This is a genomic window from Aestuariivirga litoralis, assembly GCF_003234965.1.
In the GTDB taxonomy this organism is placed as follows: Bacteria; Pseudomonadota; Alphaproteobacteria; order Rhizobiales; family Aestuariivirgaceae; genus Aestuariivirga; species Aestuariivirga litoralis.
Map to the genome: position 1 here is coordinate 538,854 of NZ_QKVK01000001.1, position 16,523 is coordinate 555,376.

Annotated in this window: 14 protein-coding genes; 7 read left to right on the plus strand and 7 right to left on the minus strand. The window is 64.4% G+C overall.

The annotated features are described in order from the left end of the window. Nucleotides 1–29: 29 nt before the first annotated feature. Nucleotides 30–197: a Flp family type IVb pilin gene (locus DK847_RS02635; RefSeq protein ID WP_111196047.1), complete on the minus strand. Its 168-nt coding sequence runs from the start codon at nt 195–197 to the stop codon at nt 30–32. Between the two features lie 574 nt (nt 198–771). On the opposite strand from DK847_RS02635, the gene DK847_RS02640 reads away from it, so the two are divergent. The 4 genes from DK847_RS02640 (at nt 772) to DK847_RS02655 (ending at nt 3,369) form a co-directional block, all read left to right on the plus strand. Next, on the plus strand, nt 772–1,236 hold the full coding sequence (locus tag DK847_RS02640; RefSeq protein WP_161957114.1) for a pilus assembly protein N-terminal domain-containing protein: 465 nt from the start codon (nt 772–774) through the stop codon (nt 1,234–1,236). A gap of 85 nt (nt 1,237–1,321) precedes the next feature. Beyond that, nucleotides 1,322–1,894 carry a TadE/TadG family type IV pilus assembly protein gene (locus DK847_RS02645; protein ID WP_146256020.1) on the plus strand — a complete coding sequence of 191 codons (573 nt, stop codon included), beginning with the start codon at nt 1,322–1,324 and terminating at the stop codon, nt 1,892–1,894. Between the two features lies 1 nt (nt 1,895). Continuing rightward, nucleotides 1,896–2,471, plus strand: coding sequence for a TadE/TadG family type IV pilus assembly protein (locus DK847_RS02650; RefSeq protein ID WP_111196050.1), 576 nt, complete (start codon nt 1,896–1,898; stop codon nt 2,469–2,471). A 55-nt stretch (nt 2,472–2,526) separates the two neighbouring features. Beyond that, on the plus strand, nt 2,527–3,369 hold the full coding sequence (locus DK847_RS02655; protein WP_146256021.1) for an EamA family transporter: 843 nt from the start codon (nt 2,527–2,529) through the stop codon (nt 3,367–3,369). A gap of 3 nt (nt 3,370–3,372) precedes the next feature. On the opposite strand, the gene mbfA is transcribed toward DK847_RS02655, so the two are convergent. Further along, nucleotides 3,373–4,329 (minus strand): iron exporter MbfA, encoded by a 957-nt coding sequence (gene mbfA / locus DK847_RS02660; RefSeq protein WP_245414499.1) that lies wholly within the window; start codon nt 4,327–4,329, stop codon nt 3,373–3,375. A 132-nt stretch (nt 4,330–4,461) separates the two neighbouring features. Here mbfA and DK847_RS02665 point away from each other — a divergent pair, with 132 nt between their 5' ends. After that, the gene (locus tag DK847_RS02665) at nt 4,462–5,574 is read left to right on the plus strand and encodes a phosphatase PAP2 family protein (RefSeq protein WP_111196053.1); all 1,113 of its coding nucleotides are present in this window, start codon (nt 4,462–4,464) and stop codon (nt 5,572–5,574) included. Here DK847_RS02665 and lepA read toward each other — a convergent pair. The 5 genes from lepA to zwf form a co-directional block, all read right to left on the minus strand. Further along, nucleotides 5,555–7,357 carry a translation elongation factor 4 gene (gene lepA, locus DK847_RS02670; RefSeq protein WP_111196054.1) on the minus strand — a complete coding sequence of 601 codons (1,803 nt, stop codon included), beginning with the start codon at nt 7,355–7,357 and terminating at the stop codon, nt 5,555–5,557. The genes DK847_RS02665 and lepA overlap by 20 nt on opposite strands. A gap of 840 nt (nt 7,358–8,197) precedes the next feature. Next, complete coding sequence (gene eda, locus DK847_RS02675) at nt 8,198–8,839, minus strand: bifunctional 4-hydroxy-2-oxoglutarate aldolase/2-dehydro-3-deoxy-phosphogluconate aldolase (RefSeq protein ID WP_111196055.1); 642 nt, start codon at nt 8,837–8,839, stop codon at nt 8,198–8,200. Further along, nucleotides 8,839–10,653 (minus strand): phosphogluconate dehydratase, encoded by a 1,815-nt coding sequence (gene edd, locus DK847_RS02680; protein WP_111196056.1) that lies wholly within the window; start codon nt 10,651–10,653, stop codon nt 8,839–8,841. The genes eda and edd overlap by 1 nt, the downstream gene beginning before the upstream one ends. Before the next feature lie 10 nt (nt 10,654–10,663). After that, a complete protein-coding gene (gene pgl / locus DK847_RS02685) occupies nt 10,664–11,320 on the minus strand; it encodes a 6-phosphogluconolactonase (RefSeq protein WP_425358672.1) in 657 nt (218 codons plus the stop codon). Next, complete coding sequence (gene zwf / locus DK847_RS02690; protein ID WP_111196057.1) at nt 11,313–12,797, minus strand: glucose-6-phosphate dehydrogenase; 1,485 nt, start codon at nt 12,795–12,797, stop codon at nt 11,313–11,315. The genes pgl and zwf overlap by 8 nt, the downstream gene beginning before the upstream one ends. Before the next feature lie 157 nt (nt 12,798–12,954). Here zwf and DK847_RS02695 point away from each other — a divergent pair, with 157 nt between their 5' ends. Together DK847_RS02695 and hrpB are read left to right on the plus strand one after the other, a co-directional pair. Continuing rightward, complete coding sequence (locus DK847_RS02695; protein ID WP_111196058.1) at nt 12,955–13,878, plus strand: carbohydrate kinase family protein; 924 nt, start codon at nt 12,955–12,957, stop codon at nt 13,876–13,878. 211 nt (nt 13,879–14,089) lie between these two features. Then, a complete protein-coding gene (gene hrpB, locus DK847_RS02700; RefSeq protein ID WP_111196059.1) occupies nt 14,090–16,522 on the plus strand; it encodes an ATP-dependent helicase HrpB in 2,433 nt (810 codons plus the stop codon). Nucleotide 16,523 lies beyond the last annotated feature (1 nt).

The following is a 16,523-nucleotide window of genomic DNA, read 5'->3' on the forward strand; positions in this document are numbered from 1 at the left end:
ACTCAAGATGCGGGTTCAGTCACCCTGCATCAGATGCCGCTGAGGCCGGATTTGATGTCGCCGAAGATCTCATTCACTCGAGTCCCCAGCTGGGTGACTGCCGTGATGATGACCAACGCGATGAGCCCCGCCAGCAAGGCATATTCGATTGCCGTTGCACCGGACTCCTCCCTCAGATAGCGCGCGAGAATGTTCATTTTGAAACTCCAAGCAATGGTTGAACCGACTATGGCCAGAGCTCTTCTCCAGAACCAAACCATAAGTAGCATTTTTCGCCACTTCGTTTTAAGGGGAAGTAAATGACTTCGTCAAGTGAACTGTTTTCAACGTCCTACAAGTATCTTGAACAATAAATCGTTGTTCCACAGTAGTAATGTAGTATAGTTTTAATATTACTTTATACATTCCATTCTGCCGTGTAATTCTCCCCTCATGGCGAGCTGTCATAATGATGAGAAATGAACAACCATAGATCTTTATCGATTGCAGATAAGAGGAGTGCTTCGGGGAATTCTTTGTCACATCATTTGAGCTGAGCACGAGTTCGGGCCGGCAAGACGAGGCACACACCTCGGAGTGGCTGGTCACGCATGGTGAGCACCTGCTCTAAAGCACCTATTCTGAACGACATCGGCAATCTGCGCAATTTTTAATTGAAAGTTTATCGATCCTGCGCCATGCTACCCTCAATCGTGTGAGGTGAGTTCCATGTCGCGTCTCTCAAGCAGCTCTTTTTGTCGAATACTTCCGGCCCTGATAGTATTGCTTCTGATGACCCATGATCATCCTGCTGAGGCCGCCCAGGAGTTGCGGCTCATCGACAACCAGTCACAATTGATCAAGCTTGCCGAACCCCCGTCCACCGTCGTCGTGGGCAATCCCGCCATTGCCGACATCACCACAGATGGTACCTCACTCTTCTTTCATCCGCGCGCCCCCGGGGTGACCAACGTGATTGCCATGGACGCAAAAGGCGGGAAACTGGCCGACTACCTGGTGCGCGTGATCTTTCAGGACAGCTACAGCGTCGCGATGTACACGCCGACCGGGCGCCGCACCTACAGCTGCGTCGTGGACTGCGAGCTGATCCTGCGGCTGGGCGACAACAACGACTATTTCGACAAATTCACCTACCAGGCCGAGGCCAAGAACACCCTCTCTTCCACGCAGGCCATGGGCGAAGACCTGCTGGTGCCCCAGTACAGCCCGTTCACATTCGGCATCCAACCGCAGTAGCTGATGAAACCTTTGATTGTTTAGACCACCCGTTTTGCGGTATAATGGCACTGGCGCGGCCACGAACAGCCCGCTGGAGGCATGGATGAAGGAGAGGTTCCGTTTCTCGAAGGAGTCCATCAGGACACGGGAACGCCAAAATGGTGTAACGGCGATCGAATTTGCGATCGTTGCCCCGGTCCTCTTCCTGTTGTTGATGGGGCTCGCCGAGATGAGCCTGCTCATTTACGTCAAGGCGAAGGTAATGCGGAGCGCGGAACTCGGCGCGCGCGAGATCCGGACGCTGAAAGTCGGCCCATCCGACAATAGGGCGACGACGGGCAACCAGATGACCGCGCAGAATTTCACGAAGAACGTGATCTGCCAGAAATTCGCGGACAGGGACGAATGCGTATCGCGCATATCCGTCGACGTGCGGACCGCCGACACCTTCGCCGCACTCAGGGGAAAGCTTCCGGCGAACCTCAAGGATGTGGGTCCCGATGCGGCCTATACCGAAGAATTCAAGCCCGGCGGCCCCGGGAAGATGGGATCGCTGATCGTGACTTATGACTGGCAGCTTTTCACGCCGGGCCTGACGTTCATGTTCGCCAATGTTCCCGGCATGCAGGGCATCAGCCGACTGACGGCCATTGCCGTATACCGGAACGAGATGTGACATGGCGCCGTGGCTGCCATCAGCAATGTCGCGACGGCGTGGCTCTTCCCGCGGCGTTGCCGCCATCGAATTTGCCATCGTGGCCCCGTTGCTCATCGCTTTGGTGCTCGGCACCTTCAACCTGACACAGCTGATTGCCATGAAGCGGAAGGTTGCCGCGGCCACGGAACTGGTCGCAGACCTCGTGACCCGGCACGACACGGAGATCGCGTCGACCTCGATCGATGACTACTTCGTCGCCGTCGAACTGGCGCTGAGGCCCGTGGACGTCTCGACGATGCACATCGATTTGTATAATTTCTACCAGGAAGCAGGCACCATCAAAACGCGATGGAAGAAGTCCTCGGCCAACGGCACGGCTTGCACCACGCAAACTCCCACCACCAGAGACCCCGTCGGCGAGCTTACGAACGATGGCAAGGATGTGGTCGTGGCGGTGCTCTGCATGCCATTCTTGGCATTGGGGGACACAGCTCCCGGAATGCAGATGTTCGGGGGCATCAAGCTGGAGAAAAAGGTTGTCATGCGCCCGCGCCAGTCCGTGACGCTGGCCTGCACCCCCGCCCCATGCCCGTGAAGATGCTGGCGCGGCCTCCGGGGCTGCGCTAAGCCGGAAGGCTGGAGCGCCTTCCTTGGAACTTTCGGTTTTCCTCGCCGTGCTGGCCGCGGCGGTGATGCATGCAGGCTGGAACGTGCTGGTCAAGCTGAAGCTGGACCGGTTCCTGTCCCTGTGCCTGATCCAGACGCTGATGGGATTCATGGGGCTGGCCATGCTGCTGGTCTTCCCTGCGCCCGCGCTGGCAAGCCTCCCCTATGCCCTCGCCTCGGGTGTGCTGCACCTGGGCTACAACCTGTTCCTTGCCCGCAGTTATCGCACCGGTGACCTCAGCCAGGTCTATCCCATTGCACGTGGCGCCGCGCCATTGCTCACCCTGGCCGTAACCTGGACCTTCATGCATGAAGAACTGACGCTGCTGGGTGGCGCAGGCGTGGCAATTCTCGTTCTCGGCATCTGGATGATCAGCCTCTTGGGGCACCGCGGCCTGAGGCTGGACGGGCTCACCATGTTCTTCGCCATCGGAACATCGGTCTTCATCGCGGCCTACACCATTGTGGACGGCATGGGCGGGCGGGCCTCGGGGCAACCGTCGTCCTATGCCGGCATGGTGTTCGTCTTCGATGCTCTCTTCCTTGCGGCGACCGCAATTGGCCTTCGCGGCCCCGGCATCGTGCGGGAAGTGGCGCCCTACTGGAAGACCGGCGTGGTGGGGGCCCTGCTCTCCGTCGGCGCCTACTGGATTGCCATCTGGGCCATGACCAAGGCGCCGATCGCCAGTGTCGCTGCCCTGCGCGAGACCAGCATCCTCGTCGTCATGCTGCTGTCGATGCGCGTTCTCAAGGAAACCGTGAGCCTGCCGCGGCTTGCCGGCGCAGCGCTGATCGTGGCGGGCGCAGTCCTGATCAGGCTCGCCTGAACATCAGGCACTGCCGATGAGAATGCCGGTCAGGAACACCAGGAAGCCCCCGACCGCGATCTGGAACGCCGCCTTCAGGAAGGGCGTATCCATGTATTTGTAGCGGATCCAGGAAATCGCCCAGAGCTCGACGAAGACCACAGCGATGGCCAGCCAGGTGGCGACCCAGAAATCGGGAATGAGATAGGGTAGCGCATGGCCGAGGCCGCCCACCGCCGTCATGATGCCGGCGGCAAGCCCGCGGATGAGCGGATGACCGCGCCCGGTCAGCTTGCCATCATCCGAAAGGCCCTCGGCAAGACCCATGGAAATGCCCGCTCCGACCGAGGCCGCCGTACCGACCAGAAAGGTCTCCCACGTGTTGTGGGTGGCGAAGGCAGCGGCGAACAGCGGCGCCAGGGTCGACACCGATCCGTCCATCAGGCCGACGAGGCCCGGCTGGATCACCTGAAGCAGGAACAGCCGGCGCTTGGCCTCTCCCTCCTCGATCTTGGCGTCAGCCGTGAGATGGGTCGTCCCCAGCTTCACCGCGATCGATTCGTGGCCCTTCTCGGCCTCCGCCAGTTCCAGCAGCAGCTTGCGCACCTGGGGGTCGTTGCTGCGCTCGGCCGCCTGCTTATAGAAGCAGTAATTCTCGAGTTCGATCACCTCGGCACGCTGGCGCATCTCCTCGATGTTCATCTTGCCGATGGTCCAGGCCGGCTTGTGGCGCACGAAGCCCTGTATGTCAGAACGCCGGATCAGCGGAATGAAGTCGCCGAACTTCTTGGCATAGAGGTCGGTGAGCCAGCGGCGATGCTCGTGCTCCTCCTCCGCCATCTCGACGAAGACCTTTGCAGAGGCCGGATACGTATCCATGAGGGCGTGGGCGAAGCCGGCATAGGCGCGGGCGTCGTCATCCTCGCTGGAAATCGCCAGGGCGAGTAGTTCCTGTTCCGTCAGGTCGGAGAAGCTCTTCACAGTCCGCAATCCAAGTATGAGGCCACATATTAGAATCATTCCAAACTACGGTCCAGCACAACGGCGGTTCACGGGAAAAACACATCCTTAAGTGAGACTGCGCTATGAAAAAGGCTACGTTCAGGGACCTCCATGATTGCCGTTACGAGCGTGCAGGCCACGCGCCTCAGTCACCTTGCCGCCCGCTGGTTCCGCGACAGGGCGGTTGCCCTGCTGTCCGGGTTCCGGACCCACTTCACAATCTATGTCCTGTGTGTCGGGACATATCTGGCGGGCCTGGTTCAGAGCCACCTGCTGGGTGAGCCGCTGTCGCTGGGCCTCGCGGGCCTCGCCAGCACTGCGGCGCTCATCCTGGTCGCCGGCATCGTCAGCTGGCGCCTGTTCGCGAAACTCGTGCGGCTGTGGCGCTCGGGCTATTCCGGCAGTCCCACGCTGGCGCTGATCGACGACCTGTTCAACGGCATCCTCACTCCGGGCCGGATTTCCAACGGCTTCCATGTGCTGATCGCGACCGGCATCTTCGCCATCGGCTTCACCAACATCAAATCCAACATTCCGAGGGCAAACCCGTTCAGCTGGGATGAAACCTTCATGCTGCTGGACAGGTCGCTGCACTTTGGCCTGCTGCCCCACCAGTGGCTGATGCCGCTGTTCGGCTATCCCCTCGTCACCCTGTTCATGAACGTCGCCTATAACCTGTGGTTCTTCATGATGATGGGTTTCGTGATCTGGCAGGGTTACCGTGACCGGGACACTGTCCTGCGCCAGCAGTTCCTCCTTGCCTATGTTCTGCTCTGGATCACGGGGACCATCCTGATGGGAACGATCTTCTCGTCGGCGGGGCCATGCTTCTACAGCCGCGTTGCCCTGGGACCCGATCCCTATCACGGGCTGATGAGCTATCTCAGGTGGACCAACGCGCTCTACCCGATCTGGGCGGTCACCACGCAGGACATGGTGTGGGACAGCTACGTGACGAGCAAGGGCGTGATCTCCGGCATCTCCGCCATGCCGTCGATGCATGTGGGTTCATCGGTACTGTTCTTCCTGTGCGCCCGCGCCTCGGGCCTTCGCTGGCTGGCCTGGTTCAGCGGCGTCTTTGCCGTGCTGATCATGCTCGGCTCGGTTCTGCTGGCCTGGCATTATGCAGTGGACGGCTATGCGGGGGCGCTCATCGCGCTCGCCTGCTGGTGGCTGGCGGGCTGGTGGGTGACGCGCGGCCCGCTCAGTTTTCGTCCATCTTGAGGGCGGAGATGAAGGCCTCCTGCGGGATTTCGACCTTGCCGAACTGCCGCATCTTCTTCTTGCCTTCCTTCTGCTTGTCGAGAAGCTTCTTCTTGCGGCTGATGTCGCCGCCATAGCACTTGGACGTCACGTCCTTGCGCAGCGCCGAGAGCGTCTCGCGCGCCACGATCTTGCCGCCGATCGCCGCCTGGATGGGGATCTGGAACATGTGGCGCGGGATCAGCTCCTTCAGCTTCTCGCACATCACGCGGCCGCGCTGCTCGGCGCGCGCGCGGTGCACGATCATGGCCAGCGCATCGACGGGCTCGGCATTGACGAGGATGCCCAAGCGCACCAGGTCGCCCTCCTCGTAGCCGATCATCTTGTAGTCGAAGGAGGCATAGCCGCGCGAGACCGACTTGAGCCGGTCGTAGAAGTCGAACACGACTTCGTTGAGCGGCAGGTCATAGACCACCATGGCGCGCGAACCCGCATAGGTGAGCTGCTTCTGGCGGCCGCGCCGATCCTCGCAGAGCTTGAGGACGGAACCCAGATAGTCGTCGGGGACGAGGATGGTCGCCTCGATCCACGGCTCCTCGATCGATTCGATCAGCGTCTGGTCGGGAAGATCCGCCGGATTGTGCAGGTCGAGGTGCGAGCCGTCGCGCAGGTTAACCTTGTAGATGACGGAGGGTGCCGTCGTGATGATGTCGACGTTGAACTCGCGCTCGATCCGCTCACGGACGATTTCGAGATGCAGCAGGCCGAGGAAGCCGCAGCGGAAACCGAAGCCCAGGGCCGCGGAGGTTTCCATGTCATAGGTGAAGCTCGCGTCGTTGAGGCGGAGCTTGCCCATGGCCTCGCGCAGCTCCTCGAAGCGCGCCGCATCGACGGGGAAGAAGCCGGCGAAGACGACGGACTGTGCGGGCCGGAAGCCCGGCAGCGGCACGACGTCCATGTTCTTTTCATCGACGATGGTGTCACCCACACGGGTGTCGGCCACCTGCTTGATGGACGCGGTGAAGAAGCCGATTTCGCCGGGGCCGAGCTCGTCCACGGTTTCCTTCTTGGGGCGCGACACGCCCACGCGCTCGAGCTGGTAGACCGCGTTGGTCGAGACGAGGCGAACCTTCTGGCCCTTCTTCATCACGCCATCGATGATGCGCACGAGGACGACGACGCCGAGATAGGGGTCGTACCAGCTGTCGACGAGGAGTGCCTTCAAGGGCTTGCTGCGGTCACCCTTGGGGGCGGGGAGGCGGTGGACGATGGCTTCGAGCACGTCAGGCACGCCGACGCCGGTCTTGGCGGAAATGGGGATCGCATCCGAGGCATCGATGCCGATCACGTCCTCGATCTGCTGGCGCACGCGGTCGGCATCGGCCGCCGGCAGGTCGACCTTGTTGAGGACCGGCACGATCTCGTGGTTGTTGTTGATCGCCTGGTAGACGTTGGCGAGCGTCTGCGCCTCAACACCCTGCGAGGCGTCGACGACGAGGAGCGAACCCTCGCAGGCGGCGAGCGAGCGCGAGACCTCATAGGCGAAGTCGACGTGGCCGGGCGTGTCGATGAGGTTCAACACGTATTTCTCGCCGTTCTTCGCGGTGTAGTCGAGACGGACGGTATTGGCCTTGATGGTGATGCCGCGCTCGCGCTCGATGTCCATCGAGTCGAGGATCTGGTCCACCATCTCGCGGTCGGACACGGCCCCGCAGAGCTGGATCAACCGGTCGGCAAGGGTCGACTTGCCGTGGTCGATGTGGGCGATGATGGAGAAATTCCGGATATGGGCGGTGTCAATCATGATTGCCGGGGTGTTTGGCATTGGCGGGTGGGGAGGTCAAGCACTGGCGGGGCCGCAGCCATGGGGCATCCCTTGCGAGGGTGGCCCTTGTCCCTCCGGGAGCAAGCGGGAGGCGCGGGCGCTGCCCGGCGCGGTGTGCCGATCCTTGTGGGACCGGCGGCGGAGCCCTGAGCAGCGCCCGCATCTGGCAGGGTGAGGCCTTCGAAGGAGAGCTTGCGCAACAGTCCCCTGGACTGCCCCGGCTTGCCCTGAGGGCGCGAGGGTCGTAATGCCCCCGGGTCTCCTTTTCGGCCCCCGGGAGTGTGGATTACGTTGAGCCACACCCGCAGGCCTGCCCTCCACCCCGCCCGAGCTCACCGTCGCGAGCAGGACCTCGTTGGGGAGGAGTGGCGGGTATATATCACATGGTACGAAAAAAATCTAGAAGAAGATTCCTAAGAGTGCACGGTTGAGTCCCCCTCCACGCATCATGCCCGGGCTTGTCCCGGGCATCCTTTGCGGGGCCGGCAAAAAGGATACGCGGGACAAGCCCGCGTATGATGAGCATGTGTGCAGGCGCCGCCCCCTCCCTCTGCCTTCGCCGGGATGACGGATGTAAGGGGGAAAGCACTGCGGCAGGCCGAGCTCCCCGAGGCCGTCGGGATTCGCGAGGGTGATCTCGCGGAAGGAGGCATCATCCAGCATGGGGCGAGGTTAGGGCGAGTCGGTGGTGAATGGGGATGAAACATTCCAATCAGACCGTCACCCCGGCGAAAGCCGGGGCCCCCCTTCGTGCCGTATCTGCCGAACCAAAGTGGGACCGCGGCCATCGCCGGGGTGACACCGCTATAGGCGGGTAACCTACGGCTTGAGTTGCGCCGCCTCGGCAGCCAGTTTTTCGATCCCGGCCCAGTCCTTCGCCTCGACCAGCTTCTTCGGCGCCATCCACGAGCCGCCGACGGTGATGACATTGGAGAGCTTCAGATAGCTTACTGCCTTTTCGGGCGTGATCCCGCCCGTCGGGCAGAAGCGGATTTGCGGCAGGGGAGATGCGAGAGACGACAGATAGGCCGTGCCGCCCGCAGGTTCCGCGGGGAAGAACTTCTGGATGGCATAGCCCCATTCCAAGAGCGCCATGCACTCCGACGCGGTGACGCCGCCCGGCAGAAGGGCGATGTCGTAATCCTCCGCCGCACCCAGCAACCGGCCGGTCGACCCCGGCGACACGGCGAACTTGCAGCCGAGCCGGTCGCAGTCGCGCAGCTGTTCCGGCGTCAGCACCGTGCCGGAACCGACGATGGCACCCTCGACCTCGGCGATGATGGCGCGGATGCAGTCCATCGCCTTCTCAGTCCGGAGCGTAATCTCGAGAACGGGGAGCCCGCCATTGACGAGCGCGCGCGCCAGCGGCACGGCGTCTTCCACCTTCTCGATCACCATCACCGGCACGACCGGCGCCAGCGCCAGGGCCTCGGCGAGACCCTTCTGATAGGTCTTCGTCATCACACAGCCTCGAAAATCGATGCGCCCTGGTCGGCGCGGCCCGCGTTGCGGCGGAACATCTGGAACAGCTCGCGGCCGGTGCCCACCTCATTGGCGGCGAGATCGGCCTTGACCGCCTCGCGCGCCGAGAGATCGGCCAGCACCTCGAGCGTGCCTTGATCGGCATCGAGGCGGATCATGTCGCCATCGCGGATCTTGGCGATCGGCCCGCCATCGGCAGCTTCCGGCGTCAGGTGAATGGCAGCCGGCACCTTGCCGGATGCGCCCGACATGCGGCCATCGGTGACGAGCGCCACCTTGAGGCCACGCTCCTGCAGCACGGCGAGCGGCGGGGTGAGGCGGTGGAGCTCCGGCATGCCATTGGCCTTCGGCCCCTGGAAGCGCACCACCGCCACGACGTCGCGGTTGAGCTCGCCCGCCTTGAAGGCCGCCTGCAGCTCCTCCTGCGAGTGGAACACTTTCGCCGGCGCCTCGATCACATGGCGGTCCGCCGGGATCGACGAGGTCTTGATGACCGAGAGCCCGAGATTGCCGGAAAGCACGTTGAGGCCGCCCGTCGGCTGGAAGGGATCGCGCGCGCCGCGCAGCACCTTCTCATCCGCACTCTTGTGAACAGCATCGGCATAGATGAGCTCGCCATCCGCGCCGAGCTTCGCTTCCCTGGTATAGCCCGAAAGCCCGGTGCCCATGATGGTCTGCACGTCCTCGTGCAGCAGGCCCGCGCCCAGCAGTTCGCGGATCAGGAAGCCCATGCCGCCTGCCGCATTGAAGTGGTTCACATCTGCCTTGCCGTTCGGGTAGACGCGCGCCATCAGCGGCACGGCCTGCGAAAGCTCGGCGAGGTCTTCCCAGGTGAGCGCGATGCCCGCGGCGGCCGCCATGGCGATCAGGTGCATGGTGTGGTTGGTCGAACCGCCGGTGGCGAGCAAGCCCACGACGCCATTCACCACCGCCTTCTCGTCATAGATGCGGCCGATCGGCTGGTAGTCGTTGCCGAGTGCGGTGATGGAGAGGGCGCGCCTGGCACTCTCACGCGTGATTGCATCGCGCAACGGCGTATTGGGGTTGACGAAGGTCGAGCCCGGCAGATGCAGCCCCATGATCTCCATCAGCATCTGGTTGGAATTCGCCGTGCCGTAGAAGGTGCAGGTGCCGGGGCCGTGATAGGACAGGGCCTCGGCTTCGAGCAGCTGGTCGCGGCCCACCTTTCCTTCCGCATAGAGCTGGCGGATCTTGGCCTTCTCGTCATTGGGAAGCCCGCTGGTCATCGGGCCGGCGGGGATGAACACAGCGGGTAGATGCCCGAACGACAGGGCGCCGATGATGAGCCCCGGCACGATCTTGTCGCAGACACCGAGATAGACCGCCGCATCGAACATCTGGTGCGAGAGCGCCACCGCCGTCGACAGCGCGATCACGTCGCGCGAGAACAGCGAGAGCTCCATGCCGGTCTCGCCCTGGGTCACGCCATCGCACATGGCGGGAACGCCACCAGCCACCTGCGCGGTGCCGCCCACCGCACGCGCCGCCTCGCGGATCATGGCGGGATAGGTCTCGAAGGGCTGGTGCGCCGAGAGCATGTCGTTATAGGCGGTGACGATGGCGAGGTTCGGCGCATTGCCATTGCGCAGCGCGTTCTTGTCATGCGGCCCGCAGGCGGCGAAGCCATGCGCGATGTTGGCGCAGCCCAGCGCCTTGCGCTTGGGGCTCAGCGCGATGGCGGCGTCGATCTTGTCGAGGTAGCGGCGGCGCGGGGCGCGGCTGCGCGCGATGATGTTTTCGGTGACGGCGGAAATCGTCTCGTTCACGGCCATGGCTTCACCTCTATGGGCACCAGTAGAGCGTCACGGGTGCGGCACTGCGCAGCACCGCGCGCACCGGCATGTCTTCCTCGGGGCCTTCGCCCAGAGCCTTGGTCAGCACCTGCTTCTTCTCGGCGCCTTCGATGTGAAGCGCAAGGCGGCCCGCGGATTCGAGCACCGGTAGCGTGAAGGTGAGGCGTGGCTCGCCCGCACCGGGCGCCGAAATGGCGATGAGGCGCTTGGGCGTTTCGCCGTCAATGGCTTCCGCCAGCGTATCGCCGCCGGGGAAGAACGATGCCGTGTGCCCGTCATTGCCCATGCCCAGCACGGCGACGTCGAAGCCGGGAAGCTTCGCGGCATCCGGATTGTCGACCAGCGGCACGAAGCGCGCGGCGGCGGCCTTGTTCTGCAACAGGTGCTGGCGCACGAGCCGGGCGTTGGAGCGTTCGGAGCTTTCCGGCACCTGGCGCTCGTCGACCAGCGTCACCGAGACCCTGCTCCACGGAATGTCGGCCTGCGACAGCTTCTCGAAGAACAGCTTCGGCGTGGTGCCGCCGGAAACGGCGAGCGTCGCCTTGCCCTTGGCCTCGATGGCGCGGGCGAGCTCGTCGCCCACGTCACGCGCCAGACCCTCGGCCAGCGCCTCGCGGGCCTCGAAGATGCGTTCGGCTTCAATCAATGTCCTGGTCCTCGTACCATGTGCGGCCGTCGCGTTCGATCAGCGCCACGGCGGAAGATGGGCCCCATGTGCCCGCGGTATATTGCTTCGGGAGTTCCGAAGAGGCGGCCCACGCATCGAGCACCGGGTCGATCCAGCCCCAGGCCGCTTCCACCTCGTCGCGGCGCATGAACAGCGCCTGGTTGCCGCGCACCACGTCCATGATGAGCCGCTCATAGGCATCCGGATTGCGCACGTTGAAGGCATCCGCGAAGCTCATGTCGAGCGGCACGTTGGAGAGCCGCATGCCGCCGGGGCCCGGGTCCTTGATCATCAGCCATAGCTTCACGCCCTCGTCGGGCTGGAGCCTGATGACGAGGCGGTTGGGCGCGATCGGCCCCGCCTGCCCGTCAAACACCGAATGCGGAATCGGCTTGAAGGTGACCACGATCTCGGAGACGCGCGAGGGCAGCCGCTTGCCGGTGCGGAGATAGAAGGGAACACCCGCCCAGCGCCAGTTGTTGATCTCGGCCTTGAGCGCCACGAAGGTCTCGGTCTTCGACGTCGCGGAGCCCAGCTCCTCGAGATAGCCCTTCACAGCCCCGCCATTCGCAGCACCGGCGCGATACTGCCCGCGCACGGTGACGTTGGGCACGGCCTCGGCGGTAATCGGCTTCAGCGACTTCAGCACCTTGAGCTTCTCGTCGCGCAGCGCATCGGCCTGGGTCGAGGTCGGCGGCTCCATCGCCACCAGACACAACAGCTGCAGCATGTGGTTCTGCACCATGTCCCTGAGCGCGCCCGCGGTGTCGTAGTAGCCCGCGCGGCCCTCGACGCCCAGCGTCTCCGCCACCGTGATCTGCACATGGTCGATGTGGCCCGAGTTCCACACGGGCTCGAACAGGGCATTGGCGAAGCGCAGCGCCATCAGGTTCTGCACCGTCTCCTTCCCGAGATAATGGTCGATGCGGTAGATCTGCGGTTCCTTGAACACCTTGCCGATGGACTCGTTCAGCGCATGCGCCGAGGCGCCGGACTTGCCGAGCGGCTTCTCGATCACCACGCGGGTCTGCGGCGTGACGAGGTGATAGGCGCCCAAGCGGTCGCAGATCGGGCCGAACAGGTCCGGCCCCACCGCAAGGTAGAACACCCGGATGCGATGAGATTCGGGCTTCAGCAGCTTGCCGAGCTCGGCCCAGCCTGCATCCTGCGCGGCATCCGCCGTCACATAGCTCACGCGCTCGAGGAAGCGGGCCATCACGTCGGCCGGGCGGTCGGCCTCCGGCACGTGGTCTTCGATCGCCTTTCTGGCAAAGGCCTGGAACGCCTCGTTCGTCAGGCTGCGGCGCGAGCAGCCGATGATGCGCGAGCCCGGCGGGATCTGGCCCTGCAGGTCGCGGTGGAACAGCGCGGGCAGCAGCTTGCGCTGGGACAGGTCGCCCGTGGCGCCGAAGACCACGAGGTCGAACAGCTCCACCGGGATGATGCGCGGGGTCATATTATGTCTTTCAACCGACTTTTGATGTGCGCCACTCAAATAGCGGCTTTCGATTACGAGTCAATGAAGGCGGCAATACGTCAGGGCAGGTGATTTATTGCAATCCTCACTGAAATGGCCCATGATTGCTTAAAAATCAGCAGTTTGGGAGGACGGCATGATCCTGTGTTGCGGCGAGGCCCTGATCGATTTTCTGCCTAGAAAAACGGCAGATGGTGCTCCTGCCTATGAACCGGTCTGCGGCGGCTCGGTCTATAACACCGCCATCGCCCTGGGCCGCCTCGGTGTGCCGGTCGGCCTGTTCACCGGTCTGTCGACCGACTTCTTCGGCGACATGCTCCGCGACGGCCTCAAGGCCTCCAAGGTCAGCCTGTCCTTCATCAAGGACTGGGACAGGCCCTCGACGCTGGCCTTCGTCAAGCTCACCAAGGGCCACGCCCGCTACTCCTTCTTCGACGACAATTCGGCCGGCCGCATGCTGACGAGGCGCGACCTGCCGAAGCTCGACAAGAAGGTCCAGGCGCTGCATTTCGGCTCGATAAGCCTGATCCCGGAGCCCGGCGGCGAGACCCTCGAACAGCTGATGAAGCGCGAGTCCAAGGCCCGCGTCATCTGCCTCGACCCCAACATCCGCCCCGGCATGATCAGGGACCGCAGGAAGCACATGGCGCGCCTCACCCGCATGATCGCCATGGCCGACATCGTGAAGGTGTCGGACGAGGACGTGGCCTGGATGACCGGCAAGGATGACGCCGCAGCGGCGGCGAAGAAGTGGCTGAAGCTGGGCGCCAAGCTGGTCGTCGTCACCCGCGGCGCCAGGGGCGTCGAGGCCTTCACCGCGCAGGGCTTCATGAGCATGGCGGCCCAGAAGGTGAAGGTCGCCGACACGGTCGGGGCAGGGGACACCTTCACCGCCGGCCTCCTCACCGCACTCCGCGCCATGAAACTGCTCGACAAGACGAAGCTCTCCGCACTCGAGGCCGAGGACCTTGCCCTGGCGCTCGGCTTCGCCGCCAAGGCCGCGTCGATCACCTGCTCCAGGCCCGGCGCCAACCCGCCCTGGGCGCGGGAGATGGTGTAAAGAGCCAATCACCTTCCCCCCTCTTCCCATATCGTCCTCATCATCGCCGGGCTTGTCCCGGCGATCCTTTCTTGCGGCCACCAAAAGGATGCCCGGGACAAGCCCGGGCATGATGAAGCAGAGAGGACAGGGAGTGAGGCAGGAAGACGTATGCACACATCTCATCAGCCTCCCTTGACATTCCCCGCCGCCCCGCCGAGGTGATCCCCCAATGGATTTCCCCGTCGACCAGATCATCCCGCAGCTTTCCGACGCCCTCGCCAGGGGCCCCGCGGCCCTCCTCGTCGCCGAGCCGGGGGCGGGCAAGACCACGCGCGTTCCCCTGAAGCTCGTCGATGCACCCTGGCTCAAGGGCCAGAAGATCGTCATGCTCGAACCGCGGCGCCTCGCGGCGCGCAATGCCGCGCATCGCATGGCGGAGACGCTGGGCGAGGCGGTGGGCGAGACCGTGGGCTACACCGTCCGCCTCGAACGCCGCGTCTCGGCGAAAACCCGCATCGAGGTCGTCACCGAGGGCATCCTCACCCGGAGGCTTCAGCAGGACCCGGAACTCGCCGGCACCGGCCTCGTCATCTTCGACGAATTCCACGAACGCTCGCTCGATGCCGATCTCGGCCTCGCCCTCACCCTCGACATCCAGCGCGGGCTTCGCGACGACCTCAAGATCCTCGTCATGTCGGCCACACTCGATGCCGCGCGCGTCGCGGCACATCTCGGCAATGCGCCCGTCATCGATGCGCCGGGCCGCGTCTTCCCGGTCGAGACGCGCCACCTCGACAAGGCCCAGCGCCAGACCATCTCGGCCGATGCCGTGCGTGCCGTTCACCGCGCGCTGGACGAGACGGACAAGTCCATCCTCGTCTTCCTCCCCGGCGAGGCCGAGATCCGCCGCACCGAGGAAGCGCTCAACACCTCCGGCCTGCCGAGGAACACCGTGGTCCGCCCGCTCTACGGCGCCATGAGCTTTGCCGAGCAGGACGCGGCGATCCGGCCCTCACCGCCGGGCGAGCGCAAGGTGGTGCTGGCCACCACAATCGCCGAGACGAGCCTCACCATCGACGGCATCGGCGCCGTCATCGACTGCGGCTTCAAGCGCGTGCCGCGCTTCGACCCCGCCTCCGGCATGACGGCGCTCGAGACCGTGCGCGTGTCGATGGCCAGCGCCGACCAGCGCCGCGGCCGTGCCGGACGGCTCGGCCCCGGCATCGGCTATCGCCTCTGGCCCGAAGCGGAATCGCGCGCGCTGAAGCCCCATGACGAGCCGGAGATCTTCGTCGCCGACTTGGCCCCCCTCGTGCTGGAACTCGCCGCCTGGGGCGTCACCGATCCAAAATCGCTGCCCTGGCTCGATCCGCCGCCCGCGGCTCCATTCGCCCAGGCTCAGGACCTGCTGCGGCGCCTCGAAGCGCTCGATCACGACAACAAGATCACCGCCATGGGCAAGCAGATGGTGCGCCTGCCGCTGCACCCGCGACTTGCTCACATGGTGGTGAAGGGCAACAGCGCGCTCGCCGCCGACCTCGCCGCCATGCTGTCCGAACGCGATGGCCTGCCGCGCGATGCGGGTGTCGACATCACCTCGCGCCTGTCGCATCTCCGCGGCGGCGCACGCGACCGCATCCGCCAGTCGGCGAAACAGATCCGCCAGATCGCCGGCATCAAGGATGAGGAAAGCGACGTCAGCGCCGGCGTGCTGATCTCCTATGCCTTCCCGGACCGCATTGCCCAGCGCCGCGGCGGCGACCGGCGCTATCGGCTCTCCGGCGGCGGCGGTGCGGTGCTGCCGGAGCATGACGCGCTGGTGACGCAGGATTTCCTCGCGGTGGCAACAACCGACGGCGCCTCTGGTGACCAGAAGATCTTCCTCGCGGCACCCCTGTCGCTGAAGGAGATCGAGGAGCACTTCCGGGACCAGATCGAAGCCCGCGACGGCGTCTTCTGGGACAGCCGCACCAAGGCGGTGAGCGCGTCGAAGTCGCGCCGTCTCGGCCAGTTGGTGCTGGAGGAGAAGCCCTCCGCCAACGCCGACCCCACACTGATCGCCGAGGCGATGACCGAGGGCGTGCGCGACATGGGCCTCGCCGCGCTGCCCTGGACCGATGGCGCCAGGATCCTCCGGGCGCGGGCCATGTTTCTCCGCCGCCTCTATCCGGAGGAGGGCTGGCCCGACCTCTCGGATGAGGCCCTGCTTGCGAGCCTCGCCGACTGGCTCACCCCGTATCTCGCCGGCATCAGCCGCAGGGCCCATCTCGACCGCCTCGACATGCACCAGATCATCCAGTCGCTGATCCCGCATGAACTGGCCCGCAAGTTGGACCGCCTCGCGCCTGTGCGCATCGAGGTGCCCTCGGGTGCCGACGTCCGCATCGACTACGAGACCGAGGGCGACCCCGTGCTGCGCGTGAGGCTGCAGGAAATGTTCGGCCTCGCCCGAACCCCCGCCATCGCCGAAGGCCGCAGCCCCTTGCGTATCGAGCTCCTCTCACCGGCAGGCCGCCCCCTCGCCGTCACCCAGTCACTCGAAACCTTCTGGACCAACGGCTATCCGAGTGTCCGCTCCGACATGCGCGGAAGATACCCGAAGCACGCCTGGCCGGAGGACCCGCTCAACGCCGCGCCGGTGAAGCCGCGGCGGCTGAGGTAGA

Bases quoted from the DNA above. Each gene is read 5' to 3' on its own strand.
- DK847_RS02635 (WP_111196047.1), bottom strand. From the start codon at position 197: ATGAACATTCTCGCGCGCTATCTGAGGGAGGAGTCCGGTGCAACGGCA.
- DK847_RS02640 (WP_161957114.1), top strand. From the start codon at position 772: ATGACCCATGATCATCCTGCTGAGGCCGCCCAGGAGTTGCGGCTCATC.
- DK847_RS02645 (WP_146256020.1), top strand. From the start codon at position 1,322: ATGAAGGAGAGGTTCCGTTTCTCGAAGGAGTCCATCAGGACACGGGAA.
- DK847_RS02650 (WP_111196050.1), top strand. From the start codon at position 1,896: ATGGCGCCGTGGCTGCCATCAGCAATGTCGCGACGGCGTGGCTCTTCC.
- DK847_RS02665 (WP_111196053.1), top strand. From the start codon at position 4,462: ATGATTGCCGTTACGAGCGTGCAGGCCACGCGCCTCAGTCACCTTGCC.
- lepA (WP_111196054.1), bottom strand. From the start codon at position 7,357: ATGATTGACACCGCCCATATCCGGAATTTCTCCATCATCGCCCACATC.
- eda (WP_111196055.1), bottom strand. From the start codon at position 8,839: ATGACGAAGACCTATCAGAAGGGTCTCGCCGAGGCCCTGGCGCTGGCG.
- edd (WP_111196056.1), bottom strand. From the start codon at position 10,653: ATGGCCGTGAACGAGACGATTTCCGCCGTCACCGAAAACATCATCGCG.
- zwf (WP_111196057.1), bottom strand. From the start codon at position 12,797: ATGACCCCGCGCATCATCCCGGTGGAGCTGTTCGACCTCGTGGTCTTC.
- DK847_RS02695 (WP_111196058.1), top strand. From the start codon at position 12,955: ATGATCCTGTGTTGCGGCGAGGCCCTGATCGATTTTCTGCCTAGAAAA.
- hrpB (WP_111196059.1), top strand. From the start codon at position 14,090: ATGGATTTCCCCGTCGACCAGATCATCCCGCAGCTTTCCGACGCCCTC.